Source organism: Thalassospira xianhensis MCCC 1A02616 (assembly GCF_003326475.1).
Lineage (GTDB): Bacteria > Pseudomonadota > Alphaproteobacteria > Rhodospirillales > Thalassospiraceae > Thalassospira > Thalassospira xianhensis.
Genome location: NZ_JPWA01000050.1, coordinates 1 through 17,546, shown reverse-complemented (window position 1 = coordinate 17,546; position 17,546 = coordinate 1). Strand labels below are relative to the sequence as shown.

Below are 17,546 nucleotides of genomic sequence, written 5' to 3'. Positions count from 1 at the left end.
TTACGACCCTTCGCCGGTGTCATTGCGCTGGGCAACACCGGTTTCATCGCCGCCGCGAATGGTTGCCGCAACATCACGCCCAGGCCGCAGGCGAAGCACGCCTTCAACCACGATCAGATCACCCTTGGCAATCGGCCCGTCAAGCAGGATGCGCCCCTGTGTCCGCTTTACGACACGGACCGGAACACGTTCGACCTTGTCATCCTTGATCCGCCAGACATAGGTGCCCCCATCGCCCCACAGAACCGAAATTTCCGGAACCGACGGATAGGTCTGACCTTCAATATCGACATAAACCGCAAAGGACATCCCCGACAAAAGACGCCCGGTCGGATTGGGAATGCGCGCGCGCACTTTAAATGTCCGGCTTTCGGGATCAATCCGGCTGGCGATTGAATCAACCGTCCCCTCAAACCATTCCCCCGGCAGGCTCCAGGTTTCAACCCGAAGCGACTGCCCGATCTTCACATTGTCAAAGCGGGTTTCGGAAACTTCAAAATCAACCAGAACACTTTCGACATTATCGAGTGTCGCGATCAATGTGGAACTGTCCACACGATCGCCCGGTTCGACCTGCGGAATGCCAACCGTACCGTTAAACGGCGCAAGAATGGTCCGGTCCGCAAGGTCAACCTCTGCCTGATCCAGCCTTATGCGTGCTTCGGCAAGGGCGGTGCGTGCCGCATCCACCTCGCTTGCCGATACCGCGCCAAGCGGACGGGCCTGCTCGTAGCGGTCCAGAAGCTGGCTTGCATCCTTGACCTGCACCGATGCCAGATCCCGCGCCAGCCGTTCCCGGTCCGAATCAAGGATCAAAAGAACCTGCCCGCGTGAAACCGTTTCACCGGCATGAAACAGAACATCACTGACTTCGCCCGAAACTGCCGGATAAATCGAAACGCCCAGTGTCGACCGGCCGGTTCCGACCGCCTCGACAACCGTCTTTTCTTCCATGATGCTGGCATATTCGGCGATCACCGGCAGGGCCGGATTTCCCGAACGCTTTGCGCTATCGGCCCCGGCAACGCTGCCTGCCCCGATAAAGGGCAACATCCCTTTGTCATAGGCAAACCAGCCGCCACCGGCCGCGGCAATGATCAAAAGAAATACGACTAGCCTACCTGTGCGTGACATCGAATGCCCGTTCTCGTGTGCTCTGGAATCATGCAAAGACATCGCTGAAAATGTCTTAAAGTCAGTATCATAGACCTTACGTTAGTTCCCCGAAGGCAGCGACCGGAAAATTGTATCAGAAATGTCGCAAGTTGTACTCATCAGGTAATAGGTTCAATCGGCCGATCCGGATCACCCGCCCCGGCACCAAAAGCACAAAAGCCCGTGCAATGCTGCACAGGCTTTTGGCTGGTTAAATGACCTAAATCAGCGAAAAAGCCGGATCAGGCAGCCCCGCGAATATATTGCGCCGGGAAATCAACAAGATTGGACGCCTCGTCCATCTCGCCATCATCCCCATCAGCACGACTTTCATCACTCGCGGCGGATTCCACCGCCCGGTCAAGCGACCCGGAAAGCTCGGTCACATTACGATCAACCTCGTCCGCCCGACGTGTCAGATCGATGCTCAGTTTCCGCGTCACCTCAATATCGCGCGATACCTCGTGGATGGCATTGCTGACATGAAGCGCCGCATCACTGGCCGATGCAATCGCAAGGCTGATTTCCTCGGTCTCGCGGCGCTGATGTTCAACATCACCTGCCACTTCTTCGGAAATCGACATCATGTCGCGCACGGTCACACCGACATCTTCCATCGACCGAACACAACGATCCGTCACATTGCCCATCGCACTGACATGGGCTGTGATCTGCTCGGTTGCCTGCGCGGTTTGACCTGCAAGGTTCTTGACCTCGGCCGCGACCACGGCAAAGCCTTTGCCCGCTTCGCCCGCACGTGCCGCCTCGATGGTCGCATTAAGAGCCAAAAGGTTGGTCTGCCCCGCAATCCCACGGATCAGATCGACAATCTGCTCGATACTGGTCGCCACTTCGCGAAGGTCATCGACCGCCTCGGCGGATTGCTGCGTCGATCCCACCGCGTTCTGGGCAATGGCGCGCTGCCGGTCAACCCGGTTGGCAATCGATCCGATGGCATCGGAAAGCCGCGTTGCCGCCTCGCTGATCGAATGGGCGTGCGACTGGCTTTGCTCGGCGGCACTGGTCGCCATTTCGGTCTGGCCTGTCACACGTTCGGCGGCGGCGGCAACCTCGCCCACCGCTTCGCGCATCCTTGTGACCTGATGGGTGACGGATTGCACAAGCCCGGCGGTCTCGCCTTCGATGGTTTCGGCCATCGCCCCCAGTGATGCGCGACGTTTTTCTTCTTCCTCGCGCTGAAGGGCGATGCGTTCCTCGGCCATCTGCTCGATCTTAAGCGCATTTTCGCGGAAGATCGCAACCGTGCGCGACATCGCACCAAATTCATCACCGCGATTGAAATCGACCAGATCGATATCGGTGTTGTTTTCGCTCAACCGCGTCATATCGCCATTCACCCGACGCAACGGACGCAGGATGCTAAGCGCAATCGTAATCGCCAGACCAAACGCGATCAGCGCACCGATCCCGGCCACCACCATATTGGTGATCGCCTTGTTTTCAGATTCACTATGCGCCGCCTCGACCAGCATGTTCTGACCCGCCACGGCTTCCTCGCGGATATTCTGGGTGATCGCCTGCACTTCACGGACGGCTGACTTGAAATCATCCATTGATTGGCGGAAGCCACCGATGGAACCTTCAAGCTGGTTCGCTCCCTGCTTCAACAGGTCATTGTCGCGCACCGCATAGGAAAACAGCTTCTTGTCAGCGCGTTTCAATCCATCAACCGAATTTTTGATTTCTTCCTGAAGGTCGGTCAGGGTCGAGGTTTCCGTGCGCGCCGCATCAAGCGATTCCGGGGTGCGCAGGATCGCATATTGCAGGCTGTTGACGATGGCACTGAGGTTCGCCGAACCAAGCTTGTCGGCATATTTTTCGGCAAGTGCCGGATCGCGTTTGGTGATGAAATCAACCAGTTCGCCCGCCGATTTGCCAAGCTGATGGGCACCAAGCAACATGGTATCGGACGCCGCCGTCAGGTTTTCTGCCCGCAGGACAAGCGGCTCAAGCGTTGCGATATATTCCGCATTAAGGCTTTCAAGCGCGTCTGCCTTTGCGCTGTCACCCTCGTCACGAAGCTGATTGATCAGGGCCGCACCGCTGGCTTCGGCACTTTCACGGATGGTCGAAATACCTTCGCGATCCATCGGGTCAACCGTCTGCGCAAACAGAAGAACCTGATTCGACAGTCGTTCAAGCTTCAATGCGTATTCGTTTGCAAGCCCGACAAGCTGGGTGCTTTTTGCAATACGATCAGCATGCCCGCCAAAGCCCAGCAGATACCAGGATGACAGGGCGCTTAACCCTAGCAGCATGACGACAAGCACAAGAAAGCCCGCAAAAATGCGATAGCCAATGCGAATACGATCGAGAAACATGGGATCTCCAATGATCCGGAATGTGGGACATTTCCGCGATCAATAACCCGGCTTTCGCGTCGTTTTTGTAACAGTTAGATGAAATCCCCATTTGTCTATTCGAATTCGCACAGATGAGGACGTTCGAATGTTCATTCGAACATTTGCTGCGTTGCAAAATAAGCCAACCGAACCCGCCTTATACCATTGCACAAGCCGGCCCTATGCGTATGTCAGAGGCCAAAAACGGCAGAATCCGTGACCTGTTTATCGATTCGCAGGCAAGGAATGCAGCCCCGGAAAACCACCCGATTAAACAGCAAGAATATGCAAGCCGAACGGCAACCGAGTGATTATACTTGCCCCATGGCCAATGCAGTTCGACCCAATCCTGCGCACAGCGCACCCGACCGACATCGGGAAATCGCCCGCCACTGGCGCGCGGCGGATGGCATTGATCTGTTCGAAGCCGATTACAAACGCTTTTCATTCCCCAAACACAGCCACGATTATTATGCGTTCGGCACCATCCTGAACGGGGCCGAACAATTCATGACCGGCGGTACCAACTATGTCGCAAAACGCGGTCAGTTGCTGATGATGAACCCGATGCAGGTCCATGACGGGGGTCCGGCCTGCGATGACGGCTACCAGTATCAGATCATGTTCATCGCGCCCGAAGTCTTTGGTGATCTGGTGGCCGAACTGTCCCCCAACAGCACCGGCCTGCCGTTTTTTGGCAATCATGTGGTCGATGACCCGGAACTGCATCTGCAACTGCAATCCCTGCACCGCATGTTCCGCCCCGACCTTGGCCAATCAACCGGCCAGCTCGAACGCGACAGCCAGCTCTTATACAGTGCCGCACGTCTGGCGCTCCGCCATGCCGATGCACCGCCATTTTCCTATCAACCGGGATCGGAAGACAAACGCGTGCGCGCCATCATTGACTATATGGCCGATCACCTTGATGCCAATATATCGCTCGATGAACTCGCCACCCTGACCGGGCTAAGCCGTTTTCACTTGCTCCGCGTGTTCCGCCACGCCACCGGATTGCCACCGCACACCTATTTCAATCACATGCGCCTGCGCCGGGCAAAACGGATGCTGTTTGATGGCTTTGGCATTGCCGATGTCGCGGCTGCCACCGGCTATGCCGATCAAAGCCATCTGAACCGGCATTTCAAAACCATGTGGGGTGTCAGCCCCGGCGCCTTCATTGCAGGCCTCGCCCCCGCAGCCAAAAAACCCCGCTAGGCCATCGCTTCATCCCGCATCGCCTTGGGCCAAGATTGCGAAACAGCAATATCGTCCAATATTCCTGTTTGGAACTGTCTTAAATTAAGGACAGGCTCCTCGCCCACCACCAATCGTGCCCATCGTCACCGTCGTCCCCATCGCCATCGGCGATCAAAATGAAAAGACTGAAACGGAAACGCACAAGATGTCTCGCCCCCAATCCGCCCCGATACGGCATTTCGATGCCGATACCATAAGACGCGGCGCCATCGCCTGTCTGCCCCTGCTGCCCAGTACCATGATCTTTGGCGCGGTGCTTGGCGTGCTCGCCACCCAGCGCGGCCTGTCGCTGGGCGAACTTCTGTTCATGAGCCTCACGGTCTTCGCCGGATCGGCTCAATTCGTTTCGGTCGATCTGTGGCGCGAAACCATCCCAAGTGTGACGATCATTGTCGCCACCGCCGTGATCAATCTGCGCTATGTCCTGATTGGTGCATCGCTGCGCCCCGTCTTTCGCGGTCGTCCGCTCTGGGTCAAAATCTGCGGCATGCATATGGTCGCTGATGAAAACTGGGCCGTCACCATGACGCAGGAAAACCTTGCCAATCCGGGCTTCCTGCTGGGCGGCGGGATTTTTCTTGGCATTGTCTGGGCGACGGGCAACACCATCGGATATCTGCTGGGCGGGGGCATACCCGACCCGAATGTCTATGCGCTTGATTTCGCCTTTACCGCGGTCTTTGCGGCACTCACGGTCGGCATGTGGAAGGGCCGGGTTGATCTTCTGCCGTGGCTGGCAGCCGCCATCGGATCACTGATCGGGCATTACACATTGCCCGGCACATGGTCGATCCTTGCCGGTGCAGGGGCCGGGGTTGTGGTTGCCGCCCTGACATGGCGCGAAGACATGGACGACACAGCACCAAAATCCGAAATCGCGCCTGAAATAGCAGCAGATACCTATGGCGCCCCTGAAGGCACCTATTCGACGGAGGCCGGCAAATGATGAGCTTCCCCGATCTGACCACTTTCAGCACCGCCTCTGTCCTGACCATTCTCGGCATGGCGATTGTTACCTATGGCATGCGCCTTGGCGGTCTTCTAATGGCTGACCGCCTGCCTCAACAGGGCCGTTGGGCCCATGTTCTTGAACGCCTGCCGGGTGCTGTGCTGATTTCCGTCTGGGTGCCAAGCGCATTATCTGCCGGTGCGATTGGTATAGCCGGTGCCGTCGCCACCGTCATCACGATGATTGTCGTGCGCAACCTGTTTGCCGCCATGGTCGCAGGCATGGTGCTTGTCGCCGCAGGGCGGTATTTCCTCGGCTGACCACACACCACAACAGACAAACAAAAAGGCCGCCCGAAATTCTCCGGGCGGCCTTTTTAATCGTGATTGCTGGTGGCTTTACGCCGCAACCATATTCTGTTCGCGCGTCGCTTCGAATTTCAGGTTTGGCCAATCGCGTTGCGTGGTTTCAAGATGCCAGGCATTGCGCGCGATAAAGACCAGCGTTTCGTCGTGATCCTCGAACAGGGCTGACTGGTTGGCATCGCGAAATTTCTTGATTTCCAGCGGATCGCTGCCAATCACCCAGCGCGCGGCATAGGCCGGTGTCGGTTCGAAATGCACCTTGATGCCGTATTCGGCAGAAATGCGTTCTTTCAGAACCTCGAACTGAAGCTGCCCGACCACACCAACGATCCAGTCCGCCCCCATCATCGGCTTGAACACCTGTGATGCGCCTTCTTCGGCAAGCTGCTCCAGCGCGCGCTGAAGATGTTTGCCTTTCAGCGGATCATCAAGGCGTACCTTCTGCAGCAATTCCGGGGCAAAGGCCGGAACACCCCGGAAACGAAGGTCTTCACCCTCGGTCAGGGTATCACCGATGCGCAATGTGCCGTGGTTCGGAATGCCGATGATATCGCCCGGCCATGCTTCTTCGGCAATGTCGCGTTCATTGGCAAAGAACAGCATCGGGTTATGCACCGCCATCTGTTTGCCTGCGCGCACATGCTTCAATTTCATGCCACGTTTGAAATGGCCGGAACACAGGCGGATGAAGGCGATGCGGTCGCGATGGTTGGGGTCTATATTGGCCTGCACCTTGAACACAAAGCCCGAAACCTTTGGCTCGGCCGCCTCGACCAGCCGCGTTGCCGCTTCCTGCGGGCGCGGGGTCGGCGCGATATCGCCAATTCCGCGCAGCAATTCACGCACGCCAAAGTTATTGACCGCCGACCCAAAGAAAACCGGCGTCAGATGCCCCTCGCGATAGCTTTGCAAATCAAATGGCGGGCAGATTTCGCGCACCATTTCGACTTCTTCACGCAGCTTCTCCAGAAGATAGTCCGGGATCAGCTCATCAAGCTTCGGATCATCAAGCCCTTTGATCGGAATGGCTTCCTTGACGACATTGCCGCCTTTTTCCATGAACAGAAGCTGATCATTGACCAGATCGTAACAGCCATGGAAATCACGGCCCGACCCGATCGGCCATGTCACCGGTGATACATCAAGGGCAAGATCCTGTTCGATCTGATCAATCAGTTCGAACGAATCACGTGCCTCACGGTCAAGCTTGTTAACAAAGGTCGTGATCGGCACGTCGCGCAGACGGCAGACCTCAAACAGCTTGCGCGTCTGGGCCTCGATCCCCTTCGCACCGTCAATCACCATGACGGCGGAATCAACTGCGGTCAGAACGCGATATGTATCTTCGGAGAAGTCTTCGTGGCCCGGCGTATCAAGCAGGTTGAAGATGTTCTTTTCGAACTCGAACGTCATCACGGCGGATGACACCGAAATACCGCGATCCTGTTCGATCTTCATGAAGTCCGAACGCGCGCCACGCTGTTCCTTTTTCGCCTTCACCGCACCGGCCATCTGAATGGCACCCCCGAAAAGCAGCAACTTCTCGGTCAGTGTCGTTTTACCCGCATCCGGGTGGGCAATGATGGCAAAGGTACGGCGGCGCGATACCTGCTCGTCGATCGTCGGCATGGTTCATCCATTGATCATGATTTCGGGTTGGCGCGCACTGTACTGATTTTTACAGCGCGCGCCATCCCGAAATCGTCATATCGGACATGAACGGACAAGAACGTCCGGTTTCATATCACAAGCTGAAACACCAGCCCCGCAACAAACGATCCGATCAGGGCATAGACAAGATACAGGGCAAAAACCGGTTTCTTGATCAGCGCAAAAACCGCAATCGCCGCTGGCAGCGATGAAACACCACCCGCCACCAGAAACGCCATGCCAGCACCGGGTTGCATCCCCTGCCCGATCAGTCCCCCGACCAGCGGCAGGGCGGCGTAACCGTTCAGATAGGCAGGAACGCCGACAAATGTCGCAATCAGGATCGGCAGAATGCCATCCCCGCCAACCGCAGCCGACACCGCTTCAGCCGGAACATAAATCAGCATCAGGCTTTCAAGCAAAAAGGCCAGCGCCAGCCATTTACCAAGAAACAGTGCGGTTTTAACCCCGTCGCGGCGAAATTTCGTCACACGGTCGCTTTCCCGCCAGAAAGCCCATACCGGCGGTTTGGGCGTCCGCATTTTGGCCCCGCCGCAACCGCCATTGCCCACACCGTCGCGTAACGGATCGCTAAGGAACCCCATTCGCGACAACCACAATGTTGCAAACCCGCCCATAAGGCCGATCCCGATCGCAGCCACGGTCTTGCCAATGGCAAAATCCATCCCGATGGTGCCTGCGGTCAATGCAAACATCCCCGGATCAATCACTGGCGATGCCAGCCAGAACGCCATGACCGGTGCCAACGGCACCCCCATCGACAGCAAGGCCGCAATCAGCGGAATGACCCCGCAGGAACAAAACGGCGACAGCGCACCAAACGCGGATGCCATCAACACCATCGCAACCGGCTGCCCGGTAAAGGCGCGCGCAATCAGGCTATCCGCCCCGGTCGCACCGGCCCATGCCGCAATCACAACCGACGCCATCAGGAACGGCGCAACCGACAGCAGCTGATCAATGGTAAAGCCGATACTCGGCCCAAGCTGATGAGGCACAAAAATGCCAATCGCCAGAAGGATCGCGCCAACGCTGATCCAGACACGGTCAAGGGATTTGCCCGATCTGGCGACACGGCGCAGTGTCAGTGCAATTTCAGTCATATCTATATACCTAGAATAATAGTTATATTGACCCAAAAAAAGAGGCGACTAGACCGCGTCCTCTTTTTCTTCGGCATCCACACCGATGCAACATTCCGCAATCAGCGCATCAAGCACATCGCGAATCGCCACGACATCCGCATGATTGACCGTTTCGCGCCCGTGGCGTTCCTGCCAGACCAGACCGGCCTGCACTAGCGCACCAAGATGATGTGCCAATGTCGATGCTGGCAATCCGGTATGTCGGCCAATCTCGCCAATGTTCAGGCCCGTCGCACCAGCCCGCACCAGCAGGCGGAAAATCCGCAGCCGGGCAGAATGACCAAGGGCGGCAAAGGCCATTGCAATATTGTCGGTATCTCTCATGGGCAGATAATATAACTATAAAACTAGTTTTGTCATCTTTTTTCTGAACGCCCGGTCGGCAAAACGGATGTCGCAAACTTGTCATTTGACTTCGGTATAATATGTCGATATTTCCAGACATATGGAAATAAATACAGCAATCAGCGCCCTTGGCGCACTGGCACAGGAACACCGTCTGGCGGCATTCAGGCTTCTGGTGCGCGTGGGCGAGGACGGCATGGCAGCAGGCGATCTCGCCCGCAGCCTTGCGGTCCCGCACAACACCATGTCGACCCATCTGTCGGTTCTAAGCCAGGCCGGACTGATCACATCGCAACGCAATGGCCGGTCGATCATTTATCGGATCGTCCCCGATGTGATGCGCGATCTTCTGGGGTTTCTTGCCGATGATTGCTGTCAGGGCCGCCCGGAACTTTGCGGTATCGCGGTTCCCGGCAAAACATCGACCTCGACCTGTTGCTGAAACGCCAAACCGGCATAACCGCACGGAGACATCATTATGGCTGGCGGTACCTATAATATCCTGTTCCTGTGTCAGGGAAACTCCGCGCGTTCCATCATGGCCGAGGCCATCCTGAACCGCGAAGGACACGATCATTTCCACGCCTATAGCGCCGGGGCGCATCCGCGCGGCCATCTGCATCCCTATACAATCGATCTTCTGAAAAGCCTCGGCCATGATCCGGCGGTCTTTTCGTCCAAACCGATGGAAGTCTATTCTGGGCAGGACACGATCAAATTCGATTTCGTCTTTACGGTCTGCGACCAGACGGCAAAGGAAAGCTGCCCGATTTTCCCCGGCTCGCCGATGACCGCCCATTGGGGCGTGCCCGATCCGGCAGGTGCCACCGGGAACGAGGCGGAAATCCGCCTTGCCTTTGCCGATGCCTATCGCATGCTGCGCAACCGGATTTCGATTTTCACAAGCCTGCCTTTCGCATCCCTTGACCGGATGTCGCTGCAACGCAAACTCGACGATATCGGCAAAACGGAATTGCCCGAAAACGAAAGTGCCTGAATATGACGACCAGCCCTGACACTGCCCCGATGGGAATTTTTGAACGCTATCTGACGATCTGGGTTGCCGCCAGCATCATCGTCGGCATCGGCCTTGGTGAACTGTTCCCCGATATCTTTCAGATGATCGGCGGCCTGACGGCCTATGAAATCAATCTGCCAGTGACGGTTCTGATCTGGCTGATGATCGTGCCGATGCTGATGAAGGTCGATTTTCATGCCCTGCACGAAGTCGGCCGCCAATGGCGCGGCATCGGTGTGACGCTCGGCGTCAACTGGCTGATCAAGCCATTTACCATGGCGGCCCTTGGCTGGCTGTTTATCGGCATCGTCTTTCGCCCGTTCCTGCCGGAAACCGAAATCGAAAGCTATATCGCCGGGCTGATCCTGCTGGGGGCAGCACCTTGCACCGCGATGGTCTTTGTCTGGTCGCATCTGACACGCGGTGATGCGAATTTCACGCTTAGTCAGGTCGCGCTTAATGACACGGTGATGATTTTCGCCTTTGCCCCGATTGTCGCTCTGCTGCTGGGCATTTCCGCGATTACTGTGCCGTGGGAAACCCTGACGATTTCGGTCATTGCCTTTATCGTCATTCCGCTGATCGCCGGTCAGGCGATCCGCAACCGCGTTTTGCAGGGTGGCGCTGATCGGCTGAAACGGTTCGAGGTCAGACTGGCACCGGTTTCCATGGCGGCCCTTCTGGCAACGCTGGTATTGCTGTTTGCCTTTCAGGGTAAACAGATCATCGCCCAGCCGCTGATCATTGCCATGCTGGCCGTGCCGATCATTCTGCAAACCTATTTCATTGCCGCGATTGCCTATGGCGCGAACAAGTTTCTGGGTGTTGAACATCGCATTGCCGCCCCGTCGGCGATGATCGGGGCATCGAACTTCTTTGAACTGGCGGTCGCCACCGCGATTGGCCTGTTTGGTTTTTCATCGGGTGCGGCCCTTGCCACCGTTGTCGGCGTTCTGGTCGAAGTTCCCGTCATGCTGTCACTGGTAGCGATTGCCAACCGGTCGCACCACTGGTTTCCGGCATCTGATACCACCCGAATTCCGGAGTCCTCGAAATGAGCCGCAAAATCCGTATCGGCATCAACGGCTTTGGCCGCATGGGCCGCCTTGCCCTGCGCGCGGGCTGGGGCCATCCCGGCCTTGAGTTTGTCCATATCAATGAAATCAGCGGCGGGGCAAAAACCGCCGCCCACCTGCTGGAATTCGATTCCGTGCACGGACGCTGGGATCATACGGTGACCTGCATTGATGATGCGGTTGTCATTGATGGCCAAACCACCCTGTCCTTTTCGGAAAATGCCACGCCGGGCGATACCGATTGGGTCGGGCTGGGCTGCGACATCGTTCTGGAATGCACCGGCAAATTCAAAACCTCCGAAACGCTTCAGCCCTATTTTGATCAGGGGGTGAAAAAGGTCATCGTCGCCGCCCCGGTCAAGGAAGGCGCACTTAACATCGTTTATGGCGTGAATGACGATCTTTATGATCCGGCGATCCATCATCTGCTGACCGCGGCAAGCTGCACGACAAACTGCCTTGCCCCGGTGGTCAGGGTCATCCACGAAAAACTCGGTATCGTGCATGGATCGATCACCACCATTCATGACGTGACCAACACGCAAACCGTGGTTGACCTGCCGCACAGGGATCTGCGCCGCGCCCGGTCCAGCCTGCAATCGCTGATCCCGACCAGCACCGGCTCGGCCACCGCGATCACCATGATCTATCCGGAACTGGCCGGAAAGCTGAACGGCATTGCCGTGCGCGTGCCGTTGCTCAACGCATCGCTGACCGATTGCGTGTTCGAGGTCGCCTGCGACACCGATGTCGAAACCGTCAATGGCCTGCTGCGCACCGCTTCGGAAACCTATCTTGCCGGGATTCTCGGATACGAGGAACGTCCGCTGGTCAGTTGCGATTACCTGAACGACCCGCGCTCCTCGATCATCGATGCCGGATCAACCATGGTGATCGACAAACGGCAGGTCAAAATCCTCGCCTGGTATGACAATGAATGGGGCTATGTCTGCCGGATGGTTGATCTGGCCGCCAAGGTCGCGCAAAGCCTGTAGGGTTCTTTTAATGTCATCCGCCATTCGCAACTATGCCCTTGTCACATCCGCCTATTGGGGTTTCACCCTGACGGACGGGGCATTGCGCATGCTGGTTCTGCTGCATTTCAATGCGCTGGGATATTCCGCCTTTGAAATCGCCCTTCTGTTTGTCCTTTATGAATGTGCCGGGATCGTCACCAATCTGGTTGGCGGCTGGCTGGCACAGGCACGCGGCCTGCGCTTTACCCTGTTTGCCGGCCTGATCACCCAGATCGCAGCCCTTTCCGCCCTGTCTTTGACCAGTGAAAACTGGCTGCCATGGATATCGGTTGCCTATGTCATGGGCCTGCAGGCCGCATCGGGGGTGGCCAAGGACCTGACCAAAATGTCGAGCAAGTCGGCGATCAGGGTTCTGGTACCCGAAAATGCAAACGGCGCGCTGTTTCGCTGGGTTGCCCTTCTGACCGGATCAAAAAACGCGCTCAAAGGGGCCGGTTTTTTCATGGGCGGGGCGCTTCTGGCGTGGCTTGGCTTTGGCGGGGCTTTGCTTTCGATGGCAACCGGGCTGACCATCATCCTGATTGCAGTGGCCCTGTCCATTGGTCCCGAAATGGCTGCCCCGGCCAACAAACCGAAACCCAAATTCCGCGAAGTCTTTTCCAGGGATCGCAAGATCAATATCCTGTCAGCCGCCCGCATGTTCCTGTTTGGATCGCGCGATATCTGGTTTGTCGTCGGATTGCCGGTCTTTCTGGCGACACACCTCGGATGGGGCCATATCGAGGTCGGCACCTATATGGCGCTTTGGGTGATCGGCTATGGTTTCATCCAGACGATTGCGCCGAAAATCCTGCGCGCGGGTACGCATACCCCCGATGGTCAAAGTGCGCGTCTGTGGATTTTCGCCCTGATCATCGTGACCGCAGGCATTGCGGCCGCCGTGCAGTTTGATATCTCGCCCGAAATCGCCGTTCTGGGTGGATTAATGATCTTCGGGCTGGTCTTTGCGGTCAATTCATCGCTGCATTCCTATCTGATCCTTGCCTATGCCGATGGCGACAGGGTCGCGATGAATGTCGGCTTCTATTACATGTCCAATGCTGTCGGACGGCTGGCCGGAACCATCCTGTCGGGACTGACCTATATGTATGGCGGTCTGGTCGGCTGTCTGGCCGTCTCGTCCGCGTTCCTTCTGATCGGCTGGATGATCAGTTTTGGCCTGCCAAAACACCAATCAGCAACGTCTTAGGGGCTGCATTAGAAAAAAGTTATCTCGCAGATGCGGGATAAATCGCTGAAAAGACTCAGTTTCCGATTTCACTTAAATTTAATCCGATAAAAAACAGTGACAAAACACAGGATGTAGGGGTACGATTCCAAAGTACGGTCAAGAACTGGACCGAAGGAGGGGTTCCCGAGTGACGCGAGAGCACGTTGTAAAACGGAATTTTTCGCCCCCCGGATCGCAGATGCAACATGCTGCTGCGAACGGCGGAGAACCCACCCGCCACTTCCATCGCAAGATGAAAATTGAATGCGCGCCTTTCCATGATGGAATGGCGCGTTTTGCTTTATTGGCACAATTGATGAGGTGACTTATGGGTAAGCGCGCAGCACGCCGTCGTAGCCGTCCGCAGCAGGCAGATACCAACGTTCACGAGCTGTTTGACGGTGACAAGTCAAACTGGCATCCCTTGAACGGTCAGGGTGACGCCCCCCAGAACGGCCAACGCGATCAAAGCTTCCGCCGCCACATTCGCCCCAAAAGCGAAAACCAGGCGGCCCTGATGGAAGCAATCGACGCCTTCAACCTCATCCTTGCACTTGGCCCGGCCGGAACCGGGAAAACCTTTATCGCAGTTTCCAAAGCCGTCGAAGCCCTTGATAACGGCGAAATCGGCCGCATCGTTCTGGCCCGTCCCGCGGTCGAAGCCGGGGAAAATATCGGCTTCCTGCCCGGCGATGTCGAAGCCAAAATGGCCCCCTACCTTCGCCCGCTTTATGACGCGCTCAATGACCGCCTCGGCGCCAAACGCCTGCGGCAGTATCTGTCGGACGGCACGATTGAAATCGCGCCGATTGGCTATATGCGTGGCCGTACGCTCAACAACGCCTTCGTCGTGATCGACGAGGCCCAGAACTGCACCTATGGGCAGCTCAAGATGCTGGTCACCCGCCTTGGCTGGAATTCAACCATGATCCTGACCGGCGACCCGGATCAGACCGACCTTCTGCCGGAAATGTCCGGTCTGTCTGAAATGTCGGACCGTCTTGAAAATGTCGAAGACATCGCCTGCGTCAAACTCGCGGACAAGGACATCGTCCGTCATCCGCTGGTCGCCAGCATGCTGACCGTCCTTTAACCTTTCGGCACGGCAAACTAAAAGAAGAAGGCGGGTCCGTCACCGGGCCCGCCATTTTCGTGGTTTAATCGCCTTGATCAAGCGTCATGTAAAGATCACCGCCGTCACGGTATTTCTCCGCCATCGCTGCCATACCTTCCTTCTGCACATCGGCCCGGATTTCATGCGATATCCGCATCGAACAGAATTTCGGCCCGCACATCGAACAGAAATGCGCCACCTTGTGTGCCTCTTTCGGTAGAGTCTGATCATGAAACGCCCGTGCTGTTTCCGGGTCCAGCGACAGGTTGAACTGATCTTCCCAGCGGAATTCAAACCGCGCACGTGAAAGCGCATCATCACGAGCCTTCGCCGCCGGGTGCCCCTTGGCAAGATCGGCGGCATGGGCGGCAATTTTATAGGTAATCACCCCGGTCTTCACATCATCCCGATCCGGCAGTCCCAGATGTTCCTTGGGCGTCACATAACACAGCATCGCCGTCCCGAACCAGCCGATCATCGCCGCCCCGATGCCGGACGTAATGTGATCATAACCCGGCGCAATATCGGTGGTTAGCGGCCCAAGCGTATAAAACGGCGCTTCGCCGCAGATCGACAATTGCTTGTCCATGTTTTCACGGATTTTATGCATCGGTACATGGCCCGGCCCCTCGATCATCACCTGGCAATCGTGATCCCACGCGATGCGCGTCAATTCCCCAAGCGTTTCGAGTTCGGCAAACTGGGCGGCATCATTGGCATCGGCAATTGATCCAGGGCGCAATCCATCGCCCAGCGAAAAGGAAACGTCATACGCCCGGCAGATGTCGCAAATCTCGGCGAAATGCTCATACAGGAAACTTTCGCGATGATGATGCAGGCACCACTTCGCCATGATCGACCCGCCCCGCGACACGATGCCGGTCACCCGGTCCACGGTTAACGGGATGTGATGCAACCGCAATCCGGCATGGATGGTGAAATAATCCACCCCCTGTTCGGCCTGCTCGATCAATGTGTCGCGGAATATTTCCCATGTCAGGTCCTCGGCAATCCCGCCAACCTTTTCCAGCGCCTGATAGATCGGCACCGTCCCGATGGGCACGGGTGAATTGCGGATGATCCAGTCACGGATATTGTGGATATTGCGCCCGGTCGACAGATCCATGACCGTATCCGCGCCCCATCGCGTCGCCCAGACCATCTTTTCAACCTCTTCGGCCATTGATGATGTCACCGCCGAATTGCCAATATTGGCATTGATCTTCACCAGGAAATTCCGCCCGATGATCATCGGTTCGGCTTCGGGATGGTTGATATTGGCCGGGATGATCGCGCGCCCCCGTGCAATTTCATCCCGCACAAATTCGGGGGTTACATTGTCGGGGATCACCGCCCCGAATGCCTCGCCGTCGCATTCGGCATTGGCCCGCATTTCCGCCCGGCCCAGATTTTCACGGATCGCGACATATTCCATTTCTGCGGTAATGATCCCGGCCCGGGCATAGGCCAGCTGTGTTACCGCCCGCCCGCCAATCGCGCGCAACGGTGCATGACGTTGCGGAAATGCCGGAACCGCATGACTTTCACTTCCGACAAAGCCGTTATCTTCGGGTTTGATATCCCGCCCGGCATATCGTTCGGTATCGGAACGCGCCGCGATCCAGCTTCGGCGCAATCTTGGCAGCCCCTTGGCAATATCGACCATGGCATCCGGGTCGGTATAAGGCCCCGACGGGTCATAAACCTTGATCGGCGGTTCGCCCGCTGTGGGATGCACCGCAATTTCGCGCATCGGCACGCGAATATCAGGAAAGTGCGATCCGGCAATATGGATTTTGCGCGATGCGGGCAACGGCCCGGTTGTGACATCGGTTTTGGTAGATGGAACAGACATAAAAGGCCCCTTTGCAATCAAGGCAATGGAGACCCAGTTCTGCGAGAGGCTGCTGATGAAAAATGCCGACCGGGAATGGGAAACCCGCCATGACAAACGGGGCGTACCCACAGTGCCAAAACAGGTAAATATGCCGGCATCCGCACCATCCCTACGCCAGTATGAACTGGATCAGGTTCAAAGGGTCACTGCGCTGCAAAGCCAGCAGTTTCTCAGCCCCTTGTCGGGGCTCCCCAGGTGATCGATTGCAGGGTTGCAAGTTATGCGGGGGATGTCAATCGGCGGACACGGCCCGACGCATCAAAAGATCAGCGACCCGTCGCCAGCTCGCCATTTGACGCCGGAATACTGTCCTGACCGGCCTTGCGCGCCCGGCCCGTATGCCAGAATTCCGGGTCTTCGGTATAACCGCTAAACTCATCAAGATGGATGTCTTCGGGCGGTTCGGGATGGATCGTGATATCCAGATCGGGATATTCCGCCCGGATGCTGTCCATCACCTGATGGCAAATGGTGTGCGATTCCCGCATCAGCATCCCGCCATCCATGATCAGTTCGATCTCGGCAAAGCGATGCACACCTGATGACCGGGTGCGCAGACGGTGAATGCCGATCACGGACGCGTTTTTCATCGTCAGTTCGATGATCCTCTGACTGTCTGATTCCGGCAATTCCTGATCCATCAGGACCGAAACCGAATTGCGCCCGACCTTGACCGCGGAATAAAGCAGGAAAAGCGCAACCATGCCGCCAATCGCCGGATCGGCCCAGTTGAAACCGGAAAAACCGGCCAGAAGGGCAACAATCACCGCAAGATTGGCAAGGATGTCACTGCTGTAATGCAACGAATCCGCATCCACGGCGACCGAACCCGACATCCGCACGGCTTTTCGTTGCAGCAGCACCAGCCCGACAGTCATGACAAGCGATACTGCCATGATCCACACGCCTTCAACCGCAAACCGGATCGGCTGCGGCTCCGC

At 56.9% G+C, this 17,546-nt stretch carries 16 protein-coding genes and 1 riboswitch; of the genes, 9 read left to right on the top strand and 7 right to left on the bottom strand.

The genetic code is table 11. The features are described from left to right. Together TH5_RS23540 and TH5_RS23535 are read right to left on the bottom strand one after the other, a co-directional pair. Positions 1–1,134 (bottom strand): efflux RND transporter periplasmic adaptor subunit, encoded by a 1,134-nt coding sequence (locus tag TH5_RS23540; RefSeq protein ID WP_167443653.1) that lies wholly within the window; start codon positions 1,132–1,134, stop codon positions 1–3. Between the two features lie 263 nt (positions 1,135–1,397). After that, complete coding sequence (locus TH5_RS23535; protein WP_114123914.1) at positions 1,398–3,497, bottom strand: methyl-accepting chemotaxis protein; 2,100 nt, start codon at positions 3,495–3,497, stop codon at positions 1,398–1,400. 345 nt (positions 3,498–3,842) lie between these two features. Between TH5_RS23535 and TH5_RS23525 the strand changes: the two genes are divergently transcribed. The 3 genes from TH5_RS23525 (at position 3,843) to TH5_RS23515 (ending at position 6,047) form a co-directional block, all read left to right on the top strand. Then, on the top strand, positions 3,843–4,736 hold the full coding sequence (locus TH5_RS23525) for an AraC family transcriptional regulator (protein WP_114123912.1): 894 nt from the start codon (positions 3,843–3,845) through the stop codon (positions 4,734–4,736). A gap of 187 nt (positions 4,737–4,923) precedes the next feature. Further along, a complete protein-coding gene (locus TH5_RS23520) occupies positions 4,924–5,724 on the top strand; it encodes an AzlC family ABC transporter permease (RefSeq protein WP_114123924.1) in 801 nt (266 codons plus the stop codon). Then, positions 5,721–6,047, top strand: a complete 327-nt coding sequence (locus TH5_RS23515) for an AzlD family protein (RefSeq protein ID WP_114123911.1) — start codon at positions 5,721–5,723, stop codon at positions 6,045–6,047. The genes TH5_RS23520 and TH5_RS23515 overlap by 4 nt, the downstream gene beginning before the upstream one ends. 78 nt (positions 6,048–6,125) lie before the next feature. Here TH5_RS23515 and TH5_RS23510 read toward each other — a convergent pair whose 3' ends face one another. The 3 genes from TH5_RS23510 to TH5_RS23500 form a co-directional block, all read right to left on the bottom strand. Continuing rightward, positions 6,126–7,721: a peptide chain release factor 3 gene (locus tag TH5_RS23510; RefSeq protein WP_114123910.1), complete on the bottom strand. Its 1,596-nt coding sequence runs from the start codon at positions 7,719–7,721 to the stop codon at positions 6,126–6,128. A 110-nt stretch (positions 7,722–7,831) separates the two neighbouring features. Continuing rightward, positions 7,832–8,866, bottom strand: a complete 1,035-nt coding sequence (locus TH5_RS23505) for a permease (RefSeq protein WP_114123909.1) — start codon at positions 8,864–8,866, stop codon at positions 7,832–7,834. A gap of 48 nt (positions 8,867–8,914) precedes the next feature. Then, the gene (locus TH5_RS23500) at positions 8,915–9,232 is read right to left on the bottom strand and encodes an ArsR/SmtB family transcription factor (protein WP_114123908.1); all 318 of its coding nucleotides are present in this window, start codon (positions 9,230–9,232) and stop codon (positions 8,915–8,917) included. 121 nt (positions 9,233–9,353) lie between these two features. Here TH5_RS23500 and TH5_RS23495 point away from each other — a divergent pair, with 121 nt between their 5' ends. From TH5_RS23495 to TH5_RS23470, 6 genes are all read left to right on the top strand, one after another. Further along, positions 9,354–9,695: an ArsR/SmtB family transcription factor gene (locus TH5_RS23495; RefSeq protein WP_114123907.1), complete on the top strand. Its 342-nt coding sequence runs from the start codon at positions 9,354–9,356 to the stop codon at positions 9,693–9,695. A gap of 36 nt (positions 9,696–9,731) precedes the next feature. Next, the gene (locus tag TH5_RS23490; protein WP_114123906.1) at positions 9,732–10,250 is read left to right on the top strand and encodes an arsenate reductase ArsC; all 519 of its coding nucleotides are present in this window, start codon (positions 9,732–9,734) and stop codon (positions 10,248–10,250) included. A 29-nt stretch (positions 10,251–10,279) separates the two neighbouring features. Further along, entirely contained in the window at positions 10,280–11,329 is a 1,050-nt protein-coding gene (gene arsB / locus TH5_RS23485; RefSeq protein ID WP_114123923.1) for an ACR3 family arsenite efflux transporter, read from the top strand. Then, on the top strand, positions 11,326–12,342 hold the full coding sequence (locus TH5_RS23480) for an ArsJ-associated glyceraldehyde-3-phosphate dehydrogenase (RefSeq protein ID WP_114123905.1): 1,017 nt from the start codon (positions 11,326–11,328) through the stop codon (positions 12,340–12,342). Before arsB ends, TH5_RS23480 begins: the two co-directional genes overlap by 4 nt. A 10-nt stretch (positions 12,343–12,352) precedes the next feature. Next, positions 12,353–13,573 carry an organoarsenical effux MFS transporter ArsJ gene (arsJ, locus tag TH5_RS23475; protein WP_114123904.1) on the top strand — a complete coding sequence of 407 codons (1,221 nt, stop codon included), beginning with the start codon at positions 12,353–12,355 and terminating at the stop codon, positions 13,571–13,573. Positions 13,574–13,922: 349 nt separating this feature from the next. Then, the gene (locus tag TH5_RS23470; RefSeq protein WP_062953226.1) at positions 13,923–14,687 is read left to right on the top strand and encodes a PhoH family protein; all 765 of its coding nucleotides are present in this window, start codon (positions 13,923–13,925) and stop codon (positions 14,685–14,687) included. A 64-nt stretch (positions 14,688–14,751) separates the two neighbouring features. Here the strand turns inward: TH5_RS23470 and thiC are convergent, their stop codons facing one another. Both thiC and TH5_RS23460 read right to left on the bottom strand, forming a co-directional pair. Then, the gene (gene thiC / locus TH5_RS23465; protein WP_114123903.1) at positions 14,752–16,563 is read right to left on the bottom strand and encodes a phosphomethylpyrimidine synthase ThiC; all 1,812 of its coding nucleotides are present in this window, start codon (positions 16,561–16,563) and stop codon (positions 14,752–14,754) included. Between the two features lie 130 nt (positions 16,564–16,693). Beyond that, a riboswitch (TPP riboswitch) is annotated at positions 16,694–16,809 on the bottom strand. Positions 16,810–16,871: 62 nt separating this feature from the next. Beyond that, the coding region (locus TH5_RS23460) for a cation diffusion facilitator family transporter (RefSeq protein WP_114123902.1) at positions 16,872–17,546 on the bottom strand (675 nt) is incomplete at its 5' end.